Genomic DNA, 23149 nt, shown 5'->3' with positions numbered 1-23149 from the left:
AGCCCCGGACCGCATCAGTGGTCCGGGGCTCGCTGCTGTGCACGGCTCCGCGGCCTGCTACTTCTGGCTCTGTACGGGGATGTCGAGGACGACCCGTGTACCGCGTCCCGCAGCCGGCTTCATGTCGAAGGTGCCGCCGAGCTCTCCTTCCACGAGCGTCCTCACGATCTGCAGGCCGAGATTGCCTGCCCGCTGCGGATCGAAGCCCTCGGGCAGTCCCCGGCCGTCGTCCTGCACGGTGATCAACAGCCGCTCGGAGCCGCGCGGGCCGCCGCGTACCGCCGTGACATCGACGGTGCCCTGCTCCCCCGGGGCGAACGCGTGCTCGAGAGCGTTCTGCACCACCTCGGTGAGGACCATGGAGAGCGGGGTCGCCACCTCGGCGTCCAGGATTCCGCAGCGCCCGCTGCGACGGCACACCACCTTGCCCGGGGCGATCTCGGCGACCATCGCGAGGACACGGTCGGCGATCTCGTCGAACTCGACACGCTCGTCGAGGTTGTGGGACAGCGTCTCGTGCACGATCGCGATGGAGCCGACCCGGCGGACCGCCTCGTTGAGCGCCTCCCTGCCCTGTACGGAGTCCATCCGGCGGGCCTGCAGCCGCAGCAGCGCGGCCACCGTCTGGAGGTTGTTCTTCACCCGGTGGTGGATCTCCCGGATGGTGGCGTCCTTGGTGATCAACTCACGCTCGCGGCGCCGCAGTTCGGTCACGTCGCGCAGCAGCACCAGGGACCCGATCCGCGGCCCCTTGGGCTTGAGCGGGATGGCGCGCAGCTGGATGACGCCGCCGTTGCCCTCGACCTCGGTCTCACGGGGCGCGTATCCGCTGGCGAGTTTGACGAGGGCCTCGTCGACCGGACCCCGGGACGGTGCGAGTTCGGCCGTGATCTGGCCGAGGTGCTGTCCGACGAGGTCGGCGGCCAGACCGAGGCGGTGGTACGCGGAGAGGGCGTTCGGGGACGCGTACTGTACGACGCCGTCGGCGTCGAGGCGGATCAGCCCGTCACCGGCACGCGGAGAGGCGTCCATGTCGACCTGCTGTCCCGGGAAGGGGAAGGCGCCCGCGGCGATCATCTGGGCGAGGTCCGACGCGGACTGGAGGTAGGTGAGTTCGAGCCGGCTCGGTGTACGGACGGTCAGGAGGTTGGTGTTCCTGGCGATGACGCCGAGGACACGCCCCTCGCGCCGGACGGGGATGGACTCCACCCGGACCGGCACCTCCTCGCGCCACTCGGGGTCGCCCTCGCGAACGATCCGGCCTTCGTCGAGGGCCGCGTCGAGCATCGGACGGCGGCCGCGCGGAACCAGATGGCCGACCATGTCGTCCTGATAGGAGGTGGGCCCGGTGTTGGGCCGCATCTGGGCGACCGAGACATAGCGCGTGCCATCGAGGGTCGGGACCCACAGCACCAGATCGGCGAAGGAGAGGTCGGAGAGCAGCTGCCACTCCGAGACCAGCAGATGAAGCCACTCGAGGTCGGATTCACTGAGGGCGGTGTGCTGGCGTACGAGGTCGTTCATGGAGGGCACGATGTGAGCGTACCCTCGGTGTGAACCGGACGGACCCGGGCTCCGTGGTGCAGGATGACCCCATGACTCTGTCCGTGCGTGTGGATGGACAGAGGCGAATGGTCTAATCCACAATGACGTGACAAAGCCTCCGCTCTCCCCGCACAGGAGGGTGGACCGAGGCACCCGGCGCTCTCTGCCCTGACTGCGCCAGTGCCTCCCAACGGCCGCGCGGGTCCGCACACCCGTCGGCCAGCAACTCCGGGCTGCGGTGCCGGACGGGCTGAGGGTCCCGTCCCGGCGCCGCGGCCCGCGGGTGTTTCCGGGGCACTTCCACCCGGACCACGGTCGGCGATGACGCGGGGCCGCGTCCGGATCCCGGCCGTGCGCGATCGGGACCTCGCAGCCACTCCGAATCACCGCATCCAAGGTCTTTCTGCCCTGCCCCCGTGCGCCCACATCTGCTAAATTGGTCTATACCACATCGTCGACGATCGGCAGGCCAGCGTGGAAGTCGTCATAGTCCCGGACGCCGGGGCCGGCGGGAGGCTCATCGCCCAGGGCATCGCGGACCTCCTGCGCCGCAAGCCCGGCGCACTGCTCGGGGTGGCCACCGGATCGACCCCGCTTCCCGTGTACGAGGCCCTCGCGGCGCTGGTGCGCGCCGGCGATGCGGACGTCTCACGGGCGAGGATCGCCCAGCTCGACGAGTACGTGGGCCTGCCCGCGGGACACCCCGAGTCATACCGCTCGGTCGTGCTGCGCGAGGTCGTCGAGCCGCTCGGGCTCGACGTGGACGCCTTCATCGGCCCGGACGGTTCGGCGGAGGACGTACGTGCCGCGTGCGAGGCGTACGACGCGGCACTGGCCGAGGCGGGCGGGGTGGATCTTCAGCTGCTCGGGATCGGCACGGACGGGCACATCGGCTTCAACGAGCCGTGCTCGTCGCTCGCGTCGCGCACGCGGATCAAGACGCTGACCCGGCAGACGCGCATGGACAACGCACGCTTCTTCGACGGTGACATCGAGCAGGTGCCGCACCATGTGATCACCCAGGGGATCGGCACGATCCTGGAGGCACGGCACCTGGTACTGCTCGCCACGGGTGAGGCCAAGGCGGAAGCCGTGGCGGCGACCGTGGAGGGGCCGGTCGCCGCGGTCTGCCCGGCGTCGGCGCTGCAGCTGCACCCGCACGCGACGGTCGTCGTGGACGAGGCGGCGGCGGCCAAGCTGAAGCTCACGGACTACTTCCGGCACACCTACGCGAACAAGCCCGGCTGGCAGGGGTTGTAGGCGTCGCTCGTACTGGGGCCCGGGTGGCCATGCGCCCGGGCCCGCGGCTCCTACGCCCCGGTGATCGCCTCCGCCGCCGCCCGTCCGCACACCCGGGCCGCACCGAACGTCGCCACATGCAGGGCGCCACGCGGTGGGGCCTGGTCGAGACCCATCTCGACCACGATGGTGTCGGGGCGGACGGCCAGCAGCCCGTCCAGGGCCCGTGTCATCCACGGATGGCGGTGGGCGTCGCGGACGACCGCCACGATGCGCCGGTCACCCGCGGCGCGCAGCACCTCGCCGGTCGGCGAGGAGGCGCCGTAGGTGCCTGTCCGGGTACCGGGAAGGAGCCTCGCCAGTTCCGCGGCGACACCCCAGGGGGTCTCGTCGCCGACGGCGATGTTGGCGGCGGGCGTGAAGGCGGCCACGTACGGCGCGGAGGTCAGGGGCTCATGGGGGCACTCCCCACGGGTCAGGCGGACCGCGCGCCTGGCCGCGACGAGGCCGATCTCGGTGCCGGGCGCGGTCCCCTCCTGTGAAGCCGCGCCCGGCTCCGATGCCGCCCCCCTGGCCCCCCGGGTCCAGTCCGCGAGCGCGCGCACACGCGCGGCCGCGTCAGCCAGTCGTTCCTCGGGCAGCTCGCCCTGGTGCACCGCGGTGACGAGCGCGTCGCGCAGCCGCAGCACGGTGTCCTCGTCGGCCAGGCCACCGCCGACACAGATCGCGTCGGCACCGGCGGCGATCGCGAGGACACTGCCGCGCTCGATTCCGTAGATGGCGGCGATGGCCTGCATCTCCATGCCGTCCGTGACGATGAGGCCGTCGAAGCCCAGCTCCTGTCGCAGCAGACCGGTGAGGATCCGCGGGCTCAGGGTTGCCGGATGATCGGGGTCGAGCGCGGGTAGCAGGATATGCGCGCTCATGACCGACTTGGAACCCGTTGCGATCGCCGCGTGAAAAGGCAGCAGCTCACGGGCGCGCAACGTGGCCAACTCCACATCGATCCGGGGCAGTGCGTGGTGCGAATCGACCGCTGTGTCCCCGTGCCCGGGGAAGTGCTTGGTGCATGCAGCCACGCCTGCGGACTGCAGCCCCTCGACATACGCCGCGGTGTGCCGGGCGACGAGACCCGGGTCGGCCCCGAAGGAACGCACCCCGATCACGGGATTGTTCGGGTTTGAATTGACATCGGCCGAAGGGGCCCAGTTCAGATCGACTCCGCAGGCGGCGAGCCGCCGCCCGAGCTCCGCCGCCACCTCCCGGGTCAGATCGGTGTCGTCCACGGACCCGAGGGCGTAGTTGCCGGGAAAGGAGGAGCCGGTGCGCACCTCCAGCCGCGTGACGTCCCCGCCCTCCTCGTCGATGGCGACGAGGACGTCGTCCCGCTCGGCCCGCAGCTGGGCGGTGAGCGTGGACAGCTGCTCGGGCGAGGCGACGTTACGGCCGAACAAGCCCACCGCCGAGAGCCCTTCCCCGATCCGCCGCAGCAGCCAGTCGGGGGCGGTGGTGCCGAGGAATCCCGGCTGGAGGACGGTCAGTGCGTCCCGCGTGAGCGTGTCGGAGCGGTATGCGAGCGTCGTCATACGGCGTCGTCATCCCTTCACTGCGCCGGCCGTCAGACCCGCGGCCATCTTGCGCTGGACGAGGAGGAAGAGGATCACGATGGGGACGGCCATCATCGTGGCGCCGGCCATCATCGGGGCGTATTCGGTGCCGTGCTTGGTGGTGAAGTTGCCGAGCCACACGGTCGCGGTCTGGTTCTGCTGGCTCATCAGCATCAGGGCGTACAGGTACTCGTTCCAGGCCTGGATGAATCCGTACACGGAGGTCGCCACGATGCCCGGGGCGAGCAGCGGGAACACCACCCGGAGGAAGGCTCCGGAGCGAGTGCAGCCGTCGACCATCGCGGCCTCCTCCAGCTCCCTGGGGATGTTGACGATGAAGCCGCGCAGCGTCCACACGGTGAAGGGGAGGACGAAGGTGAGGTACGTGATGATCAAGCCGGTGAGCCTGTCGTACTGACCGAGGTCGTTGAGCAGCAGGAAGACCGGGATGATCATGGCGACCAGCGGGACCATCTGGACGGCCAGGATGCCCACGATCACGATCTTGCGGCCGCGGAAGGCGAAGCGGGAGATGGCCAGCGCGGCGAGCATGCCGACCACGATGCCGATGGCGACCACGGCCAGCGACACGGCGAGACTGCGTCCGACCGGTCCCCAGAAGTCCGCCACGTCGAAGGCCCGGGAGAAGTTCTCCAGGGTGAAGGTCCGGGGGAAGAAGTGCGGGTCCGGATCGATGGCGTCCCTGGCGGGTTTGAACGCCGTGTTGAGCATCCAGTACACGGGGAAGCCCGCGGTGGCGAACACGAGCAGACCGAGCAGGTTCCAGCCGAGCCTTCCCCGGCCGGGCCTCCGGGTGGAGCGCATGACGGCGCCCTTGGTCACCGCGCTCATTCGACTTCTCCGATCTTGAGCATCTGGCGCATGTACACCGCGACCACACCGAGCAGCAGCACCACGGTGACCAGGGCGATCGCCGAGCCGCCGCCGTAGTCGTTGACGACGAAGGCCTTGTCGTAGGAGTACGTCGTCAGCAGCTGGAACTCGGCCTCGGGGTGGCCGCCCCGCATCACGAACACCTGCGGGAAGACGCCCATGTCCCAGATCACCGAGAGCGTCGTCAGCATCACGATGATCGGCTTGAGAACCGGCAGCGTGACGTAGCGGAAGACCCCCCAGGCCCCGGCGCCGTCGAGGCGGGCCGCCTCTTCGAGCTCCTTGGGCACCTGGGTGAGCCCGGCGCCGAGGGTGATGGCGACGAACGGCACGGCGCCCCAGACGACCAGCAGCATGATGACGGCGAGCCCCTGCGGGCCGCTGGCGAACCAGTTGTGCCCGCTCATATCGACCCCGGGCAGCCGGCTGAGCAGCCAGTTGAGGATTCCGTAGTCGGTGTCGAAGAGCCATTTGAAGATCGCGGTGGCGACGATGACGGGCATGCCCCAGCTCGCCACGAGCGCGATGTTCACCAGCGTCTTCACCCAGCCGGAGACCCGCTGCAGCAGCAGGGCGATCAGCATGCCCAGGACCATGGTGAGGACGACCGCTCCCCCGGCGAAGACGACCGTACGGACGACGACGGCCCAGAACTCCCCGTCGCCGAGGATCCTGGTGAAGTTGGCGAAGCCCACCGGCTCGGGTTCCCGGAAGCCCCACAGCTGCGGCTGCCCGAACTTCTGGAACGCGAGGGTGACCAGGCGGACCAGCGGATAGCCGAGGACGAGCAGCAGGACGAGCAGACAGGGCGCGAGCAGTACCCACGGCAGCCCGGCCCCACCGCCCTTCCGCCGTCGCGGTCCCGGCCTTCCTCCTCTCCCGGCTCCCTGGGCTCCCGCACCGGCGCCGGGAGCTGTCGACGGCCGCATCGGCGGCACCTTGGCAGTGGTTGTGTCTGCGGCACTCATCGGGCGCTCCTCGGCGTTCCCTCTTCTCGTACGGGAACAGGGCCCCGTCGCCGACCGACGGAGCCCTGTGGGGAGGTCACTTGGTGTTGATGACCTTGTCGATCGCCTCGTCCGCGGCCTTGGCGGCCTCTTCGACCGACTTCTTGCCGGTGCCGATCTCCTGGAGCATGGTCTTCAGGATCTGGGCCTTCTCTACCTGGCCCCAGCCCGGTGCCATCGGGACGAACCAGCTGGACTCGGCCGCGGTGGCCGGGACGGCGGTCTTCGGGTCACCCTTCAGCGGTGCGAGGTCCGTCTTGTTGTTGGGCAGATTGCCCTTGGCGACCAGGCCCTTCTGTCCCTGGGCTCCGGTGAAGGCGTTGATCCACTCGGCGGCGACGTCCTGCGCCCTGGACTTGACCGGGATGGCGAGGTCGGAGCCGCCGAGGAAGACGGGGAGGCTCTTGCCGGACGGGCCGGGCATCACGAAGTTCTCGAGGTTGCCCTTGAGTTTGCCGGTCTTGTCGTTCTTCGGGTCCTCGGCGGTGGCGCCCTCCCAGGCCGCACCGAAGATCATTCCGGCGTTGCCCTGGCCGTAGACGATGTAGCGGTCCGCCTCGTCCTTGGTCTTGTCGGCCTTCATATAGGTGTCGAGCACCTTCTTGTACTCGTTCAGGCCCTTGACGGACTCGGCCGAGGACAGGCCGGCCTTCCACTGGTCGCCCTCCTTCTTCGCGATGGCGCCGCCCGCGTCGTAGACGAAGGACATCGCGGCGTACCAGTCCGGCGAAGGCTGGTACCAGGCGCTGAACTTGGCGCCCTTCTTCGCCTGGATCTTGTCCAGGGCCGCGGTCAGCTCGGCGTAGGTCCTCGGCGGGGCCTTCACCCCGGCCTCGGCCGCCACGTCCTTGCGCCAGTTGCCGACACGGCCGCCCGCGTAGTACGGCACGCCGTAGGTCTTGCCCTCGTAGCCGACGGACTCCTTGAGGCCGTCCAGCCAGGCGTCGGACTGCTCGAACTTCTTGGGGTCGACCTCGGCGAAGGCACCCTTGACCATGTAGCCGAGCATCTCGGTGTTGCCCATCTCGACCACGTCGGGGACCTTGTCGGTGGCGAGGACGGCATCGAGCTTGGTGTTCTTGTCCGGCCAGCCGTAGTACTCGTGCTTGACGGTGAGGCCGGGGTGCTTCTTGACGACCGCTTCGTCGGCCGCCTTGACCAGCTCGGGCCAGTTGTTCTGGGCGTCGACCGTCAGCCAGACGGTGATTTCCTTGACGTCGGCGCCGGCCTTGTCCCCGCCCTTGTCGCTTCCGGAGCCGCATGCGGCAATGCCGACCACCATGCCCGCGACGCCGACCGCCGCGATGAGCTTGCGCTTCACGCCACCCTCCTCAGGGATGTGCTGCAACCCCCCGCCCACCGCGAGGACATACGGAGGCATACGCCGATCACTGCCCGCGGGACTGGGACGTGGCCCTTATTGGTTTAGACCAGTAACCCGGAGCTTGGCCTAGACCTTTAGGGGTGTCAAGGGTGTATAAGAGGGGCTGTCGCGTCCGTTACCCGACCGACACCTCGAGGCGGGCGACGACCCGTGACCGGACCGTGCCACCATGTGAGCCGCAACCTACGGAGGAGCCGGTGACGGCAGCAGCACACGAGTCGGGAAGGCAGGCCATGGCCACGGACGGGGGCGGCACGGAGAACGAGAACGCGACGGCGACCCGTTCGGCTCGCGTGCCCAAGTACTACCGGCTCAAGAAGCACTTGCTCGACATGACGGAGACGATGCCGCCCGGCACACCCGTCCCGCCCGAGCGCACCCTGGCGGCCGAGTTCGACACCTCGCGCACCACGGTGCGTCAGGCCCTGCAGGAACTGGTCGTCGAGGGCCGGCTGGAACGCATCCAGGGCAAGGGGACGTTCGTCGCCAAGCCCAAGGTGTCCCAGGCCCTCCAGCTCACCTCGTACACCGAGGACATGAAGGCACAGGGACTGGAACCCACGTCCCAGTTGCTGGACATCGGCTATGTCACCGCCGATGACACGCTCGCCGGCCTGCTCGACATCGCACCGGGCGGGCGCGTACTGCGGATCGAGCGGCTTCGGCTGGCCAGCGGCGAACCGATGGCGATCGAGACGACGCATCTGTCGGCGAAGCGCTTCCCCGCGCTGCGCAGGTCACTCGTCAAGTACACCTCGCTCTACACGGCGCTCGCGGAGGTCTACGACGTCCATCTCGCGGAGGCCGAGGAGACGATCGAGACCTCGCTGGCCACACCACGCGAAGCCGGGCTGCTCGGAACGGACGTGGGCCTGCCGATGCTGATGCTGTCGCGGCACTCGCTGGACAGAAACGGCGAACCGGTCGAATGGGTGCGCTCGGTGTACCGCGGCGACCGCTACAAGTTCGTGGCACGGCTGCGGCGACCGGAGGCGGACTGACGTCTGCCCGCCCCTGGAAGCCGGGACCGGATCCCAGGGCCGGCTCCCGGGGCGGGGCGCACCTCCGGACGAGTCAAGTCCCCCGGCATCAACGATCAGCCGAGCGGTCGGATTCAGCCGACGAGTGGTCAATTTCGGCTGCTCAACGGCATCAGGACCATTTGGCGATTACCTCGTCCGTTATCCGGACCAGGGTTCCCTCGGGCGCAAGGCTCGCCTAGATTGCCTGCGCGTCAGAGGTCGCGCGGACAGGCAGGGCGGAGCAAGGAGCGAGACGAAGGCCGAGTCCGGCAGGCGGAGGAGGCGGGCGCAGCGGCGCTGCGTGCGACGACGACGGCGCCGGGCGAGAGCCATCGACCTGCGACGCCGCCCGGCCTGTCCGCGCGACCTCGTCACATCAGCAAAGCTGATCGGCGAGGGGACGGAATCGCTCATGTCCGAAGTATCCGCAGAAAGAAAACGGACCGTCACCCCAGTACGGGTCGTGGTGGCCGTCTGCCTGGTCGCGCCGTTCGTGGCGATGCTCTGGGTCGGCTCGTACGCGAAGACCGACCCGGCCGTCGCCGGGATCCCGTTCTTCTACTGGTACCAGATGCTCTGGGTCGTCATCTCGACCGCGCTGACGATGGTCGCGTACCGGCTGTGGCAGCGTGACCAGCGCGCCCGCGGGGAAGGGGCGTCGAAGTGAAGGACGGTGTGAACGGCGTCGCACTCGCCGTCTTCGTCTTCTTCTTCCTGGCCGTCACGGTCATGGGCTTCCTGGCCTCGCGCTGGCGCAGGGCCGAGAACGAGCACAGCCTGGACGAATGGGGCCTGGGCGGACGCTCGTTCGGCACCTGGGTCACCTGGTTCCTGCTCGGCGGCGACCTCTATACGGCGTACACCTTCGTCGCCGTACCCGCGGCGATCTACGCGGCGGGCGCGGCCGGCTTCTTCGCGGTGCCGTACACCATCCTGGTCTACCCGCTGATCTTCACCTTCCTGCCGCGGCTCTGGTCGGTCTCGCACCGGCACGGCTATGTGACGACATCGGACTTCGTCCGCGGGCGCTTCGGCTCCAAGGGGCTGTCCCTCGCGGTCGCGGTCACGGGCATCCTGGCGACGATGCCGTACATCGCCCTGCAACTCGTCGGCATCCAGGCCGTGCTGGACGTCATGGGTGTCGGCGGCGGCGAGAACACCCACTGGTTCGTCAAGGACCTGCCGCTGCTGATCGCCTTCGGTGTCCTCGCCGCGTACACGTACTCGTCCGGTCTGCGGGCGCCCGCGCTGATCGCCTTCGTCAAGGACACCCTGATCTACCTCGTGATCACGGTCGCCATCATCTACATCCCGATCAAACTGGGTGGCTTCGACGACGTCTTCGCCAAGGCGGGCGAGGCGTACGCCCAGATCAACCCGGCGACCGACAAACCACGCGGCGCTCTGGTGCCCGGGGAGATGGGCCAGTGGGGTTACGCCACGCTGGCTCTCGGATCCGCCCTGGCGCTGTTCATGTACCCCCACTCGATCACCGCCACGCTGTCCTCGCGCAGCCGCGACGTGATCCGGCGCAACACGACGATACTTCCGCTCTATTCGCTGATGCTGGGGCTGCTGGCCCTGCTCGGATTCATGGCGATCGCCGCCGGGGTCAAGGTGACCAACGGTCAGCTCGCCATTCCGCAGCTGTTCGAGAACATGTTCCCCGACTGGTTCGCGGGCGTGGCCTTCGCGGCCATCGGCATCGGCGCGCTGGTGCCGGCCGCGATCATGTCGATCGCCGCGGCCAATCTGTTCACCCGCAACATCTACAAGGACTTCCTGAAGCCGGACGCGACACCGGAGCAGGAGACCAGGGTGTCGAAGCTGGTGTCGCTGCTGGTGAAGGTGGGCGCCCTGGTCTTCGTCCTCACGATGGACAAGACGGTCGCCATCAACTTCCAGCTGCTGGGCGGCATCTGGATCCTCCAGACCTTCCCCGCACTGGTCGGAGGCCTGTTCACCCGCTGGTGCCACCGCTGGGCGCTGCTCGCCGGCTGGGCCGTCGGAATGATCTACGGCACGGTGGCGGCCTACGGTGTCGCGAGCCCGACGCAGAAGCACTTCGGCGGATCCTCGGCCGAGATCCCGGGCATCGGTGAGATCGGTTACATCGGTCTGACCGCCTTTGTGCTCAATGTGCTCGTGACGGTCGTCCTCACCTTCGTGCTGCGTGCCGTGAAGGCGCCGGACGGCGTCGACGAGACGTCCCCGGAGGACTACACGGCGGACGCGGGTGACCCGGGAGTCGAGACGGAGGCCCCGAAGCTGACCGCCGCGACGCACTGAGACATCCGGCACCGCTGACCCGCCTGCGCGCCTGGCCGCCGTCCCCCTCAAGGGCGGCGGCCAGGCGCCGTTTTCCGGTGTACACGTTCTCCTCGTGTAGGACAGACTGCCGGGATGGATGTGACCATCAGGCCGGTGGAGACGGAGGAGTACGACGCTCTCGGGGAGCTCACCGCACAGACCTATCTGGCGGACGGACTGCTGACCTTCGGGGACGAGGACCCCTATCTCCCCGTACTGCGGGACACGGCAGGCAGGGCCGCGCAGTCCGAGGTGCTGGTCGCCACCGACGGCTCGGGACGGCTGCTCGGCGGGGTGGCTTTCACGCCCGGCGCACGGCCCTACGCCAACATCGCACGGAAGGACGAGGCCGAGTTCCGGATGCTGGTCGTCGCCACCGAGGCACGCAGGCGTGGCGTCGGGGAGGCGCTCGTCATGGCGTGCGTCGAGCGGGCCCGAGCTCTCGAAGGGTGCCGCCGACTGGTGCTGTCGACCGATCGGCAGATGCGCGCGGCACACCGCATATACGAGCGGCTGGGCTTCGTACGGACCCCCGATCGTGACTGGGTACCGATAGCGGGCCTGGATCCCCTGCTGACGTACGCGCTTGAGCTCTGAGAACCGACACTTCGGGGTGAGTCACGCGACCGCGACACAACATGTGGGGTGCGCGGCATCGCCCCGCCCCTACATGTATGCTCGACTCCGTTGCCGCAGCAGGGGAATCCGGTGGAAATCCGGAACTGTCCCGCAACGGTGAGTCGGTCTGCATTCGTTCCTTTCGCGTACCCATGAGGCGTGCCCATGCGTACGCGTCCGCGAGTGCACACCCACGAGTCCGAGGACCTGTCGGCAACGCACCCGGTCCGTCCGGCCCGGGTGCCGAGACGTCCGGGCCTCGCGGATCAGGCTGGTGGACGCGGTGCGTTGTGCTGCCCAGACACATGCCCGCATTCCGCCTCCCCCGCCGGCCCCGAGCCGAGTGAGGGAGAGCACCCCCGTGACCATCGCGCCGCCAGATCCTGCTTCAGCGCAGCTCGCCGATGGGCCAGGAACCGCGCTGCTGCGGCTTCTGACCGACCTCACCGCCGACCTCCCCGACACCGACCCCGGACGGGTCGCGGGTGCCGCGCTCCGGGGACGTCACTCGGGCTCGGACGAGGCCGAACTGCGGGAGCTGGCCACCGAGGCGGCCGCCGGGCTGATCGCGGAGGACCCGGCGTACTCGCGGCTCGCGGCCCGGCTGCTCACCCTCACCATCGCCGAGGAGGCGGCCTCGCAGGGCGCCACCGGCTTCTCCGGCTCGATCGCGGTCGGCCACCGCGAGGCACTGATCGCGGACCGCACGGCTGCCTTCGTCGAGGCCCATACCGCCCGTCTCGACGGGCTGATCGACCCGGCCGCCGACGACCGCTTCGGTTACTTCGGACTGCGCACCCTCTACAGCCGCTACCTGCTGCGCCACCCGCTCACCCGCAAGGTGATCGAGACCCCGCAGCAGTTCATGCTGCGCGTGGCCTGCGGTCTCGCCGAGGACGAGTCGGCGCACGCCGTCGACGAAGTCGCCGCGCTGTACGGGCTGATGAGCCGGCTGGACTATCTGCCGTCCTCGCCGACGCTCTTCAACTCCGGCACCCGGCACCCCCAGATGTCCTCCTGCTATCTGCTGGACTCGCCGCTGGACGAGCTGGACTCGATCTACGACCGCTACCACCAGGTGGCACGGCTGTCGAAGCACGCGGGCGGCATCGGTCTGTCGTACTCCCGCATCCGCTCCCGCGGTTCGCTGATCCGCGGCACCAACGGGCACTCCAACGGCATCGTGCCGTTCCTGCGCACGCTGGACTCGTCGGTCGCCGCCGTCAACCAGGGCGGCCGGCGCAAGGGCGCGGCCTGCGTCTACCTCGAGACCTGGCACGCGGACATCGAGGAGTTCCTGGAGCTCCGCGACAACACGGGCGAGGAGGCGCGGCGTACGCACAACCTCAACCTGGCGCACTGGATCCCGGACGAGTTCATGCGCCGGGTGAACGCCGACGCCGAGTGGTCGCTGTTCTCCCCCGCGGACGTCCCCGAGCTGGTGGACCTGTGGGGCGACGAGTTCGACGCCGCCTACCGCAAGGCGGAGGAGGCGGGCCTCGCCCGCAGGACGATCCCGGCCCGCGACCTGTACGGCCGGATGATGCGGACCCTCGCCCAGACCGGAAACGGCTGGATGACGTTCAAGGACGCGTCGAATCGCACCGCGAACCAGACCGCGGAGCCCGGCACCGTCGTCCACTCCTCCAACCTCTGCACCGAGATCATCGAGGTCACGAACGACGGCGAGACGGCCGTCTGCAACCTCGGCTCGGTCAACCTGGGCGCGTTCGTGACCCCCGGGGGCTCCATCGACTGGGAGCGGCTGGACGAGACCGTCCGCACGGCCGTGACCTTCCTCGACCGGGTCGTGGACATCAACTTCTACCCGACCGAGCAGGCCGGCCGCTCCAACGCCAAGTGGCGCCCGGTGGGCCTGGGCGCGATGGGTCTCCAGGACGTCTTCTTCAAGCTGCGGCTGCCCTTCGACTCCGCCGAGGCGAAGGCACTGTCCACCCGGATCGCCGAGCGGATCATGCTGGCGGCGTACGAGGCGTCCTGCGACCTCGCCGAGCGGGGCGGCCCGCTGCCCGCCTGGGAGCAGACCCGCACGGCGCGCGGTGTGCTGCACCCGGACCACTACGGCGTCGAGCTCAACTGGCCCGAGCGGTGGGCCGCCCTGCGCGAGCGGGTCGCCACCACGGGGATGCGCAACTCCCTGCTGCTCGCCATCGCCCCGACCGCGACCATCGCGTCGATCGCGGGCGTGTACGAGTGCATCGAGCCGCAGGTCTCCAACCTGTTCAAGCGCGAGACGCTGTCGGGCGAGTTCCTCCAGGTCAACTCGTACCTGGTGGATGAGCTCAAGCAGCTGGGCGTGTGGGACGCCCAGACCCGTGAGGCGCTGCGCGACTCCAGCGGCTCGGTGCAGGGCCTCAACTGGATTCCGGCGGAGGTGCGGGAGCTGTACCGCACGGCCTGGGAGATCCCGCAGCGCGGCCTGATCGACATGGCCGCGGCGCGCACCCCGTTCCTGGACCAGTCGCAGTCGCTGAACCTGTTCATGGAGACGCCGACCATCGGCAAGCTCAGCTCGATGTACGCGTATGCCTGGAAGCAGGGCCTGAAGACGACGTACTACCTGCGTTCGCGCCCGGCGACCCGGATCGCCCGTGCCGCGTCCGGCACGCCGGCGGCGGTCACCGCGGCCCCCACCATTCCCGTCCAGCAGGCCGCTCCCGACGCGGACGCCATCGCCTGCTCCCTTGAGAACCCCGAGTCCTGCGAGGCCTGCCAGTAATGTCCACCGAAGCCACCACCGCCACGACGGCGCGCGAGAAGAATCTGCTCGACCCCGGCTTCGAGCTGACGCTCCGCCCGATGCGCTACCCGGACTTCTACGAGCGCTACCGGGACGCGATCAAGAACACCTGGACGGTCGAGGAGGTCGACCTCCACTCCGACGTCGCGGACCTGGCCAAGCTCTCCCCCGGTGAGCAGCATCTGATCGGCCGTCTGGTCGCGTTCTTCGCGACCGGCGACTCGATCGTCGCGAACAACCTGGTGCTCACCCTCTACAAGCACATCAACTCCCCCGAGGCGCGGCTGTACCTCTCCCGCCAGCTCTTCGAGGAGGCGGTGCACGTCCAGTTCTATCTGACCCTGCTGGACACCTACCTGCCGAACCCGGATGACCGGACCGCCGCGTTCGCCGCGGTCGAGAACATCCCCTCGATCCGCGAGAAGGCCCAGTTCTGCTTCAAGTGGATGGACTCGGTCGAAAAGATCGACCGGCTGGAGACGAAGTCCGACCGCCGCCGCTTCCTGCTGAACCTGATCTGCTTCGCGGCGTGCATCGAGGGGCTGTTCTTCTACGGGGCCTTCGCGTACGTCTACTGGTTCCGCTCGCGCGGGCTGCTGCACGGCCTCGCCACCGGCACCAACTGGGTGTTCCGTGACGAGACCATGCACATGAACTTCGCCTTCGAGGTCGTGGACACGGTCCGCAAGGAGGAGCCGGAGCTCTTCGACGACGAACTCCAGCACCAGGTCACCGAGATGCTGAAGGAGGCCGTCGCCGCCGAGCTGCAGTTCGGGCGCGATCTGTGCGGCGACGGGCTGCCGGGCATGAACACCGAGTCGATGCGCGAGTATCTGGAGTGCGTCGCCGACCAGCGGCTCACCCGGCTCGGCTTCGCCCCGGTCTACGGTTCGCAGAACCCGTTCGCTTTCATGGAGCTCCAGGGCGTCCAGGAACTGACGAACTTCTTCGAGCGCCGTCCGTCCGCCTATCAGGTCGCCGTCGAGGGCTCGGTCGACCTCGACGAGGACTTCTGATCGCCACGGCGACCGCACACGGGCGTGGGCCCGGACCGCACAGCGGTCCGGGCCCACGCCTTTTCGGGGTATGCGGTCAGCCGTGCGGCACCGTCAGTCGTTCGGCACGGTCTCGTAGCGCGGAGTGCCCTCCGCCATCTGCCGCAGCGCGTCCTTGCGGTCCCGCTTCGACAGCCGGTCGATGTAGAGACGGCCGTACAGGTGGTCGGTCTCGTGCTGGAGGCAGCGGGCGAAGTAGCCGGTGCCGCGGATCTTGACCGGGTTGCCCTGGAGGTCGTGGCCGTGGACCTCCGCGTAGTCGGGGCGGGCCAGCGAGGCGTACGCCGTCGGCACGGACAGGCAGCCCTCGTTCGAGTCGTCGAGCACCCGGCGCTCCGGCGGCAGCTCCTGCAGCACCGGGTTGCACACCACTCCGGTGTGGCGCACGCCCTCGTCGTCGGGGCAGTCGTAGACGAAGACCTTCAGGTCCACACCGATCTGGTTGGCGGCCAGGCCCACGCCCTCCGCCGCGCGCTGGCTCGCGAACATGTCGTCGACCAGAGCGGCGAGCTCGTCGCCGAACTCGGTGACGTCCTTGCACTCCTTGTGGAGCACCGGATTGCCGACGACGGTGATGGGACGGGCCGTGCCGCGCTCGCGGTAGGCCCGCTCGCGCTCCTCGCAGTCCTCCGTGTCGACGACGAAGCCGTCGTTGATCTGCTCGTCCGTCTGCTGCGCCATTCCGCCGTAAGCCTTCCTGCAAACCCTGCTCGGTGTCCCGTACAGCCTACGGCCCTGCCGCAGTGGTCAGCAGACTTCCTCGAGATCCCGCCATTCCCTGCTGTCCGGGCTGTCGGCGACCCAGCCGTCCAGCAGCCCGCGCACCAGTCCGGCGGGCGCCGCGATACCGCATTCGCGCTCCGGCACCCACAGGTCCCCTGCGGTGCGGTGGCCGAGCGGCCCGGGGTGACCGGGCTCACTGTGGTCGTGCGGGTCCAGGTGCTCGCCCTCGCCCTCGGCGCTCGGCATCTGGCTCTCGGAACACGCCCTGCACAGCAGACGCACCGACGACGACCAGTCCTCGGCGGCGTAGCCGGCGTCGGCCGCGAGCTGTTCCAGGGAGTCCCGGTCCTCCTCGGTGGCGGCCTCCAGCAGCACGACCCAGGTGGGAACGGGCGAGGGGGCCCAGAGCTCGATCTCGTCGAAGACCGGGAAGCTGTGCCCCGCGGCGGTGGTGCGCTCGCCGTGCGGGACACCGTCGTGCAGCACGACCTCGCCCCAGCGGCGGCCGGACGACGGCAGGGGGATGGAGAGCACCTCTATCCGGGCCGGATCGAGCCGCTTGCCCCACACCACCTCGGCCTCGCCCTCGGGCGACAGCCGCACGGCGGCGCTGCCCAGCTCCATGCCGAGCGGCTCCCCGCCGGTGGTGGCCTCGCCCGGGACCCTGAGCCCGTAGGCCTGCCAGGCGCGGCGGGCCAGAGGCCAGTCCTGCAGGGCGGTGGCGGCGATACCGACGTTCCACCAGTCGGGGGCGCCGGTCTCCTTGTCGAGCAGCGCGACGGCGCGCAGCCCGGCGGCACGCGCCTGCTCCCAGTCGTGCCGGAACTTGTGCAGCAGTGCCAGGTTGAACCAGGACTCCGAGAGCCACGGCTCCAGGTCCGCGGCGCGGGTCAGCAGAGCGCCCGCGTCCTCGTACCGGCCGTCGCCGATCAGCGTGAACGCGCGGTCGGTGGCCTGCCGCCACGAGGCGGACGGCCGATGCCGTACCTTCCCGAAGATCCTCACGATTCCCGCCTGCCGGTCGCTCGGGTCACTTCCCCCGGACACGTGTCGTTCTGTGTCTTTACTGCCAGTCTCGCCGTGTCTCTTGTGTCTGCCTTCAATCGCATCCAACCATGCCCGGTCGGACGCCCGCTCATTACCCATGGGTTACCCAGACCGGGAGGGAACCACAGCCCCGGCACAGCACCCGTGCCAGAGATTCCACGACTTCCGGCTGATAGTCGTGGGCGGTGCCGAGGCGCAGCCACTCCAGCGCGCCGAGCGCGCCCTCCGCGCGGCCGCCGCTCAGATCGTCGTAGGCGTTGACGGTACGGACGATCCGGGCGGCGAGCGGTTGGTCCCGGTAGGGGTCGGCCTGCCGCTCGACGACCGCCGCGACGGCCGCCGGGACACCGGTCTGGCGCACCACTGCGCCGCCCAGCAGGGCGATGCGGCGCTGCTCGGCGGCGGGCAGCAGAGCGGTGGCCCCCTCCGGTACGGGATCGACCAGGGAGAGCTGCCCGATGTCGTGCATCAGCGCCGCATGCTCGAGAACGGCCAGCTCGGGGGCGGCGAGACCCATTTCACGGCCGACCGCGGCGCTGAGCGCGGCGACCCGGCGGGCATGGCCCTGAGGCGTGTATCCGGCGATCTCGGTGGCCCGGGCCAGCGAGGCGATCGTCTGCCGGTAGGTGGTCCGCACCGCCGTGTACCGGCGGAAGGAGAGCTGGGCCGACAGCAGGGGCACGCAGAACACCGGAAGTGCCCACAGCCCGGCCACGGCGGCCCCGAGGGCCATCACGGCCCCGGTCGCACAGACGGCCGAGCCGATGCCGGGCAGCGAGCGCAGTTCGTCGCGGAGCAGCGGGCCGTACGGGTAGGGAGCGCCTTCCCTGCTCTTCCCGCAGTGGGGGATCGTGCGGGCGTGCAGGAGCAGGGACGCGAGCACGGCGTCGCAGAGCGCGGTCAGGACGAGAACGAGCAGCAGATAGAGCGCATAGGACGGGCCCTTGCCAAGGCGGGCGACCAACTCGCCGGAGTTGTAGAGCGGTTGGAAGCACGCCGCGGCGAAGCCCACGGTGAGCACCCGGCGGGCCATCCGGTCGGGTGCGGGGCAGCGGCCGCGGGCGAGCTGCGGGACGGCACCGGCCAGCGCGCCGGCGAGGACGACCGCGACGACCTGCAGGACTCCATGGCCGGTGGTCCGGCCCGCGCACTCGCCGAGCAGCGCATAGCCCAGGGCTCCGGCCGCCCCGACGGGGGCGGGCTCCCTCACCCACGGTTCCACGTACAGCGGCGGGGGTTCCGCGGACAGGGCCGGCGGGATTCCCGCTCCCTGAGCCGGGCGGCGACGGGCGAGCTCACCGACGGCGATGAGCACACCGAACGCGAGTGCGACGTCCGGGTCCTCGAACCCGTTCCACAGGCTCCAGGCGAGTCCGGCACCGGCGAGTGCCGCCGCGCCGCCGTAGACCCCTGCGACGGCGAGCGGGGTACGGCGGCTCATCCGCCGTGCCCGTCGGCGGCGGGGCGGACGGCCCGTGTCGCGGTCCGCCGTGTCGCGGCCCGGCTGCCCGTGGGGTGCGGAAACGGCGGGTCCGGGGCGGACGGCGGACGGGCCTCGTCCGCCGTGACCCCCGTCTGCCAGCCGTGCCGGGACAGGGCGCGGACGAGGGCACGGACCATACGGGGGTCGAAATGAGTGCCCGCGCAGCGTCTCAGCTCCTCGACGGCCGCGGCGACCGGCCGTGCCCTGCTGTAGGAACGGGTCGAGGTCATGGCGTCGAAGGCGTCGGCGACGGCCACGACGCGCGCGGACTCGGGGATCTGGTGGCCGGTGAGCCCGTAGGGGTAGCCACTGCCGTCGATCCGTTCGTGATGGTGCAGGATCGCCGCCCGGGCCTCGTCGAGGAAGCCGATACCGCGGACCATCTCGTGCCCGTACTCGGGGTGGAGCTCGATCACCCGGCGTTCCTCCGGCGTGAGGGGCCCGTCCTTGCGCAGGACCCGGGTCGGCACACCCAGCTTGCCGACGTCGTGCAGGATCCCGGCGAAGCGGATGACCTCCAGCCGTTCCTCGTCCATCCCCAGCTCGCGCGCGATCAGCACGGACGCCCGTCCCACGCGCTCGCTGTGCCCCCGGGTGTACCCGTCCTTGATGTCGACGGCCTGCACCAGCGCGCGGATGGTGGACCGGTGGGCGTTCTGCTCCTGGTGGTACTGCGCGAAGACCCAGGAGGAGATGTACACCGGCAGCAGCACGCACAGCGCGGAGACCGGGCCGTACGGACTGTGCCACAGCACGGCGGCCATGACCCCGGCCAGCCCGTGCACCGTGTGCGGTGCCAGCGACCGGGACAGCAGCCCGTGCCAGGCCGCCGTCAGAGGCGCACGTTCGGCGGTGGCCAGGATGGCTCCGTCGAGCGCCGTGAGCACGAGGCAGAACGCGAGTGCCGCGGCGGCGGCCTGCAGCAGCGCCCGTGGGAAGACCGGCTCGGCGCCGAGCCCGCCGCCCAGTCCGGCTGCGCAGGACGCGGCCCAGGCGGCCAGGGCGAGTTCGGCCGCCCGCCACGTCCGACGCGCGCCTGCCGGTCCCCGGTCCACGGGTGCGACGAGCGCGCCCGGCACCGCCGCCAGTGCCGCGCCGGCGGGCGGCAGCAGCAGGGCCGCAGCGAGCACCACGGGGAAGAACGATCCGGCACCCGTCGAAACGGCTCCCGCCGCGGCCATTCCCGGGAACCGCCCGGGGAACAGCCTGCGGACGGGCATCTCGCACACGGCACAGACACCGGCGAGCAGGAGGACATCGGTCCAGGGGATCTGTGCGCCGGGGCGCACGGCGGGCAGCGCGCAGAGTACGGCGCACACCACGGCGCCCAGAATCAGTGCGCGCGCCCCGCCCGGAATGCCTCTCACGCGCCCTCGGCCCTCCTCGGACTGCCCCCAAATCGAGGGTCAGGCTAGCGAGTTGGCCGGTTCTCAGCTGCGGAAGCGGAACGGTTCGCACCATCGGGTGACACGTATCGCCCATGGGACGACGCGTCGGCGTGCGGTCGGAACGGAGGAAGCGGGACGGTCAGGGCCGCCCAGGACCGTCCGGATGGTACGTCACGGTCCGGCGGAAAAGCGGACGAGGGGCGCACCGCGTCCGGTGCGCCCCTCGGCGGGTGGTCTGTCACAGCGTGCCCGCGCCCGGCGGACACGCGACTACGGAGTGGCCGCTCCGGGCACGTCCGTCACAGCCGTCACGTCCTGCTCCGGCACCGTCTCGCCCGCCCTGATCAGCTCGATCCGGCCCATCACCTTGGCCCGCAGATCGACCGGCACCTCGTCATGGCCGCAGCAGCGCTTGACGAGCTTCTTCACCGCCTGCTCCAGGCCGTACTTCTCCAGACAGGGGGAGCACTCCTCGAAGTGCACCTCGAACTTGGTGCAGTCCGCATCGGGCATCTCACGGTCGAGGAACTCGTAGAGATGATCGAGTACCTCCGCGCAATCCATCTCATGCGGCTCTCCGCAGCTCATGAGCCCGAGCCTTTCCGATCGTTCGTCGACTCCCCGGCGCCCGCGGGCACCAGCCCGCGCTCACGGGCGTAGTCCTCGAGCATTCCGCGCAGCTGGCGGCGACCCCGGTGCAGCCGGGACATCACCGTGCCGATGGGGGTACCCATGATGTCCGCGATCTCCTTGTACGCAAAGCCCTCGACGTCCGCCAGATAGACCGCGATGCGGAACTCCTCGGGGATCGCCTGCAGCGCCTCCTTCACATCGGAGTCGGGCAGGTGGTCGAGCGCCTGGGACTCGGCGGAACGCAGTCCCGTGGACATATGGGACTCCGCACGAGCGAGCTGCCAGTCCTCGATCTCCTCGGCCGCACTGCGCTGGGGTTCGCGCTGCTTCTTGCGGTACGAGTTGATGAAGGTGTTCGTGAGGATGCGGTACAGCCAGGCCTTGAGGTTGGTCCCTTCGCGGAACTGGTGGAACGAGCCGTACGCCTTCGCGTACGTCTCCTGCACGAGATCCTCGGCGTCCGCCGGATTGCGCGTCATACGCAGCGCGGCCGAGTACATCTGGTCGAGGTAGCCGAGGGCGTCCCGCTCGAATCGTGCGTTGCGCTCGGCGGCCGTCTCTTCCGTGCGGCCGTCGTCGGTCCCAGTGACCGGACCCACCTCCTCCAACGCTGGGGCAGGACCGAAACCGGACCCGCTCGAATCGGAGGATAGACGACCAACCACTCCGCCCGCCGCCTGAACAGCACCGGTCCTGGGCGCAGAAAGAACCGTCCAGTCCAGGTCAGAGGCGTGCGGGAGGCTCGGGCAGATGGTCGGACCCATGCGACGGACTTCCTCTCCAAGCTCATGTGCTGACGTCAGGCTCAACAGGGGCACCGCCCCCGCCTATTCCCGCGCCCCAACGCCCCGCCGCCGGCGGGCCATCCGTCACCCCAGAGCCGTGATCCACTTCCGTACGCCGTCGACCACCACGGCCAGCGCCTCCTCCTGGCCGAGCGCCGCCCGCTTGGGCACGGACAGTCCGTGATCGGCGGAGTCCACCTCGATCAGCTCGTACTCCCCCGCCGGGAACTCCTCCGGCTTCCCGAAGGGGTCGTTGCCGCCCTGGACGACCAGGACCGGCACGGCGGCATCGAGCAGCTCACCGGCGCGGGACTTCTCCGGACGGCCGGGCGGGTGGAGGGGGAAGCTCAGGGCGAGTACGCCCACGGCGCCCAGCTCGCGCGCCGTGCGGCAGGCCACGCGCGCCCCGGCGCTGCGCCCGCCCGCGACGATCGGCAGCCCCTTGCGCTCCAGCGCGGGCCACAGCCCCCGCCAGCCGGTGTCGAGGGTCTTCGGGGCGGGCGCGACCTTCTTGCCCGCCACCCGCCAGGGCTGTTCCACCAGGGCGACGGTTACACCGGAGCGCGGCAGCGCGGCGGCGAGCGCCTGCAGGTCGCTCGCACCGATTCCGCCGCCGGCGCCGTGGCTGACGGCCAGCACGAGGCGGGCGTCGCCCACGGCGGGGTGCCAGGTGATCCGGGCGTCCCCGGCGGGTGTCTCCACGATCTCGCTCTTCGTCACGAAGGCAGTCTCACATCGGTGAGACGCGTAACGGCGGAAGCCAGGAGCCCGGCCGAAAGCCCGGGAACCCGGGCGGTTCAGAAGAGCGTGCCCACCTCGGGGGCCTCCAGCTCCTCCAGCAGCTCGGGGCCGTTGTTCCGTACGTTGCTGACCGCCGTCGCCACCGGATACGCGCGCATCAGCCCGGTGGGCGGCGGTGCCAGCAGCTCGCGCAGTTCGTCCAGGTCCGTGTGCCCGGGGTCCAGCCAGGCGTCCCAGCGGTCCGGCGTCAGCATCAGCGGCATCCGCGGATGGATGTCGGAAAGCGAGCGCGGCCCGTCGGCGGGCGCGACGCCGAGCGGTCCCGTCTCCGCCTCCGTCGTGATCACCGAGCAGGTCACCCACCACGACTGCGGGTGCTCGTCCGGCAGGGTGCGGTCCCGCCAGAACTCGTACAGACCCGCCATCGCGAAGACCGATCCGTCGGCGGGCGTGACGAAGTACGGCTGCTTGCGCGGCCGTTTCTTCTTGCCCTGGACCTCCAGCTCCCGCTCCTCGACCGCGGTGACCCACTCGTAGTAGCCGTCGGCGGGCAGGATGCAGCGCCGTGCGAGGAAGGGACGCCGGAACGAGGGCTTCTCGTGGACGGTCTCAGCCCTGGCGTTGATCATCCGGGCGGCGCCCTCGGGGTTCTTGGCGAAGGACGGGACCAGTCCCCACTTGAGTTTCCGCAGCTGGCGAACCGCACGGCGGTCGTCCGCGTCCTTCAGGGGACGTTCGAGTACCGCGTAGACCTCCTTGGTGGGAGCCACGTTCCAGTCGGGAGCCAGGGTCTCCGTCGGCTCCCACTTCTCGACGTGGAAGAGTCCCGTGAGGTCCTCGGGCCTGCGACTCGCTGCATACCGTCCGCACATAAGTGCCACACTGCCACGACACCGAGCGTCCCGAG

Annotated in this window: 20 protein-coding genes and 1 riboswitch; of the genes, 7 read left to right on the top strand and 13 right to left on the bottom strand. The window is 69.9% G+C overall.

Annotated features, from left to right (window positions below):
* Window positions 1-57: 57 nt before the first annotated feature.
* On the bottom strand, window positions 58-1533 hold the full coding sequence (locus tag ACTWOL_RS24990; RefSeq protein WP_474299019.1) for a sensor histidine kinase: 1476 nt from the start codon (window positions 1531-1533) through the stop codon (window positions 58-60).
* Window positions 1534-2019: 486 nt separating this feature from the next.
* On the opposite strand from ACTWOL_RS24990, the gene nagB reads away from it, so the two are divergent.
* Window positions 2020-2805 (top strand): glucosamine-6-phosphate deaminase, encoded by a 786-nt coding sequence (gene nagB, locus ACTWOL_RS24985; RefSeq protein WP_474299018.1) that lies wholly within the window; start codon window positions 2020-2022, stop codon window positions 2803-2805.
* Between the two features lie 50 nt (window positions 2806-2855).
* On the opposite strand, the gene ACTWOL_RS24980 is transcribed toward nagB, so the two are convergent.
* The 4 genes from ACTWOL_RS24980 to ACTWOL_RS24965 form a co-directional block, all read right to left on the bottom strand.
* Window positions 2856-4370: a glycoside hydrolase family 3 protein gene (locus tag ACTWOL_RS24980; protein ID WP_474299017.1), complete on the bottom strand. Its 1515-nt coding sequence runs from the start codon at window positions 4368-4370 to the stop codon at window positions 2856-2858.
* Window positions 4371-4379: 9 nt separating this feature from the next.
* Complete coding sequence (locus tag ACTWOL_RS24975) at window positions 4380-5243, bottom strand: carbohydrate ABC transporter permease (RefSeq protein WP_474299016.1); 864 nt, start codon at window positions 5241-5243, stop codon at window positions 4380-4382.
* Window positions 5240-6253: a carbohydrate ABC transporter permease gene (locus tag ACTWOL_RS24970; protein WP_474299015.1), complete on the bottom strand. Its 1014-nt coding sequence runs from the start codon at window positions 6251-6253 to the stop codon at window positions 5240-5242. Before ACTWOL_RS24970 ends, ACTWOL_RS24975 begins: the two co-directional genes overlap by 4 nt.
* A 76-nt stretch (window positions 6254-6329) precedes the next feature.
* Window positions 6330-7613 carry an extracellular solute-binding protein gene (locus ACTWOL_RS24965; RefSeq protein WP_474299014.1) on the bottom strand — a complete coding sequence of 428 codons (1284 nt, stop codon included), beginning with the start codon at window positions 7611-7613 and terminating at the stop codon, window positions 6330-6332.
* Window positions 7614-7873: 260 nt separating this feature from the next.
* Between ACTWOL_RS24965 and ACTWOL_RS24960 the strand changes: the two genes are divergently transcribed.
* The 6 genes from ACTWOL_RS24960 (at window position 7874) to ACTWOL_RS24935 (ending at window position 15403) form a co-directional block, all read left to right on the top strand.
* Window positions 7874-8677 (top strand): GntR family transcriptional regulator, encoded by an 804-nt coding sequence (locus ACTWOL_RS24960; RefSeq protein WP_474299013.1) that lies wholly within the window; start codon window positions 7874-7876, stop codon window positions 8675-8677.
* Window positions 8678-9110: 433 nt separating this feature from the next.
* Window positions 9111-9365 (top strand): DUF3311 domain-containing protein, encoded by a 255-nt coding sequence (locus tag ACTWOL_RS24955; RefSeq protein ID WP_474299012.1) that lies wholly within the window; start codon window positions 9111-9113, stop codon window positions 9363-9365.
* Between the two features lie 62 nt (window positions 9366-9427).
* Window positions 9428-10987 (top strand): monocarboxylate uptake permease MctP, encoded by a 1560-nt coding sequence (gene mctP, locus ACTWOL_RS24950; RefSeq protein ID WP_474301252.1) that lies wholly within the window; start codon window positions 9428-9430, stop codon window positions 10985-10987.
* 114 nt (window positions 10988-11101) lie between these two features.
* Complete coding sequence (locus ACTWOL_RS24945) at window positions 11102-11605, top strand: GNAT family N-acetyltransferase (RefSeq protein WP_474299011.1); 504 nt, start codon at window positions 11102-11104, stop codon at window positions 11603-11605.
* Window positions 11606-11670: 65 nt separating this feature from the next.
* A riboswitch (cobalamin riboswitch) is annotated at window positions 11671-11855 on the top strand.
* A gap of 132 nt (window positions 11856-11987) precedes the next feature.
* A complete protein-coding gene (locus ACTWOL_RS24940) occupies window positions 11988-14366 on the top strand; it encodes a ribonucleoside-diphosphate reductase subunit alpha (RefSeq protein ID WP_474299010.1) in 2379 nt (792 codons plus the stop codon).
* The gene (locus tag ACTWOL_RS24935; RefSeq protein WP_474299009.1) at window positions 14366-15403 is read left to right on the top strand and encodes a ribonucleotide-diphosphate reductase subunit beta; all 1038 of its coding nucleotides are present in this window, start codon (window positions 14366-14368) and stop codon (window positions 15401-15403) included. The genes ACTWOL_RS24940 and ACTWOL_RS24935 overlap by 1 nt, the downstream gene beginning before the upstream one ends.
* A 93-nt stretch (window positions 15404-15496) precedes the next feature.
* On the opposite strand, the gene def is transcribed toward ACTWOL_RS24935, so the two are convergent.
* From def to ACTWOL_RS24895, 8 genes are all read right to left on the bottom strand, one after another.
* Complete coding sequence (def, locus tag ACTWOL_RS24930; RefSeq protein ID WP_474299008.1) at window positions 15497-16123, bottom strand: peptide deformylase; 627 nt, start codon at window positions 16121-16123, stop codon at window positions 15497-15499.
* A 66-nt stretch (window positions 16124-16189) separates the two neighbouring features.
* Complete coding sequence (locus ACTWOL_RS24925) at window positions 16190-17212, bottom strand: tetratricopeptide repeat protein (RefSeq protein WP_474299007.1); 1023 nt, start codon at window positions 17210-17212, stop codon at window positions 16190-16192.
* A gap of 91 nt (window positions 17213-17303) precedes the next feature.
* Window positions 17304-18653, bottom strand: a complete 1350-nt coding sequence (locus tag ACTWOL_RS24920) for an HD-GYP domain-containing protein (RefSeq protein WP_474299006.1) — start codon at window positions 18651-18653, stop codon at window positions 17304-17306.
* Complete coding sequence (locus tag ACTWOL_RS24915) at window positions 18650-20062, bottom strand: HD-GYP domain-containing protein (RefSeq protein WP_474299005.1); 1413 nt, start codon at window positions 20060-20062, stop codon at window positions 18650-18652. Before ACTWOL_RS24915 ends, ACTWOL_RS24920 begins: the two co-directional genes overlap by 4 nt.
* A 291-nt stretch (window positions 20063-20353) precedes the next feature.
* Window positions 20354-20671 carry a mycothiol system anti-sigma-R factor gene (gene rsrA, locus ACTWOL_RS24910; protein WP_474299004.1) on the bottom strand — a complete coding sequence of 106 codons (318 nt, stop codon included), beginning with the start codon at window positions 20669-20671 and terminating at the stop codon, window positions 20354-20356.
* Window positions 20668-21315, bottom strand: a complete 648-nt coding sequence (locus tag ACTWOL_RS24905; RefSeq protein ID WP_407077417.1) for a sigma-70 family RNA polymerase sigma factor — start codon at window positions 21313-21315, stop codon at window positions 20668-20670. Before ACTWOL_RS24905 ends, rsrA begins: the two co-directional genes overlap by 4 nt.
* Window positions 21316-21585: 270 nt before the next feature.
* A complete protein-coding gene (locus ACTWOL_RS24900) occupies window positions 21586-22221 on the bottom strand; it encodes an alpha/beta hydrolase family protein (RefSeq protein ID WP_474299003.1) in 636 nt (211 codons plus the stop codon).
* A gap of 77 nt (window positions 22222-22298) precedes the next feature.
* Window positions 22299-23114, bottom strand: coding sequence for an SOS response-associated peptidase (locus ACTWOL_RS24895; protein ID WP_474299002.1), 816 nt, complete (start codon window positions 23112-23114; stop codon window positions 22299-22301).
* Window positions 23115-23149: the final 35 nt, after the last annotated feature.

The sequence above is a fragment of the Micromonospora sp. IBHARD003 genome (assembly GCF_056106285.1).
The sequence above is the reverse complement of the archived record's forward strand: the minus strand, read 5'-3'. Positions and strand labels throughout refer to the sequence as shown.

Coding starts and splice junctions, on each gene's coding strand:
- ACTWOL_RS24970 (WP_474299015.1), bottom strand. CDS start 6,253: ATGAGTGCCGCAGACACAACCACTGCCAAGGTGCCGCCGATGCGGCCG.
- ACTWOL_RS24980 (WP_474299017.1), bottom strand. CDS start 4,370: ATGACGACGCTCGCATACCGCTCCGACACGCTCACGCGGGACGCACTG.
- ACTWOL_RS24975 (WP_474299016.1), bottom strand. CDS start 5,243: ATGAGCGCGGTGACCAAGGGCGCCGTCATGCGCTCCACCCGGAGGCCC.
- ACTWOL_RS24895 (WP_474299002.1), bottom strand. CDS start 23,114: ATGTGCGGACGGTATGCAGCGAGTCGCAGGCCCGAGGACCTCACGGGA.
- ACTWOL_RS24935 (WP_474299009.1), top strand. CDS start 14,366: ATGTCCACCGAAGCCACCACCGCCACGACGGCGCGCGAGAAGAATCTG.
- mctP (WP_474301252.1), top strand. CDS start 9,428: ATGGGCTTCCTGGCCTCGCGCTGGCGCAGGGCCGAGAACGAGCACAGC.
- ACTWOL_RS24920 (WP_474299006.1), bottom strand. CDS start 18,653: ATGAGCCGCCGTACCCCGCTCGCCGTCGCAGGGGTCTACGGCGGCGCG.
- def (WP_474299008.1), bottom strand. CDS start 16,123: ATGGCGCAGCAGACGGACGAGCAGATCAACGACGGCTTCGTCGTCGAC.
- rsrA (WP_474299004.1), bottom strand. CDS start 20,671: ATGAGCTGCGGAGAGCCGCATGAGATGGATTGCGCGGAGGTACTCGAT.
- ACTWOL_RS24955 (WP_474299012.1), top strand. CDS start 9,111: ATGTCCGAAGTATCCGCAGAAAGAAAACGGACCGTCACCCCAGTACGG.
- ACTWOL_RS24945 (WP_474299011.1), top strand. CDS start 11,102: ATGGATGTGACCATCAGGCCGGTGGAGACGGAGGAGTACGACGCTCTC.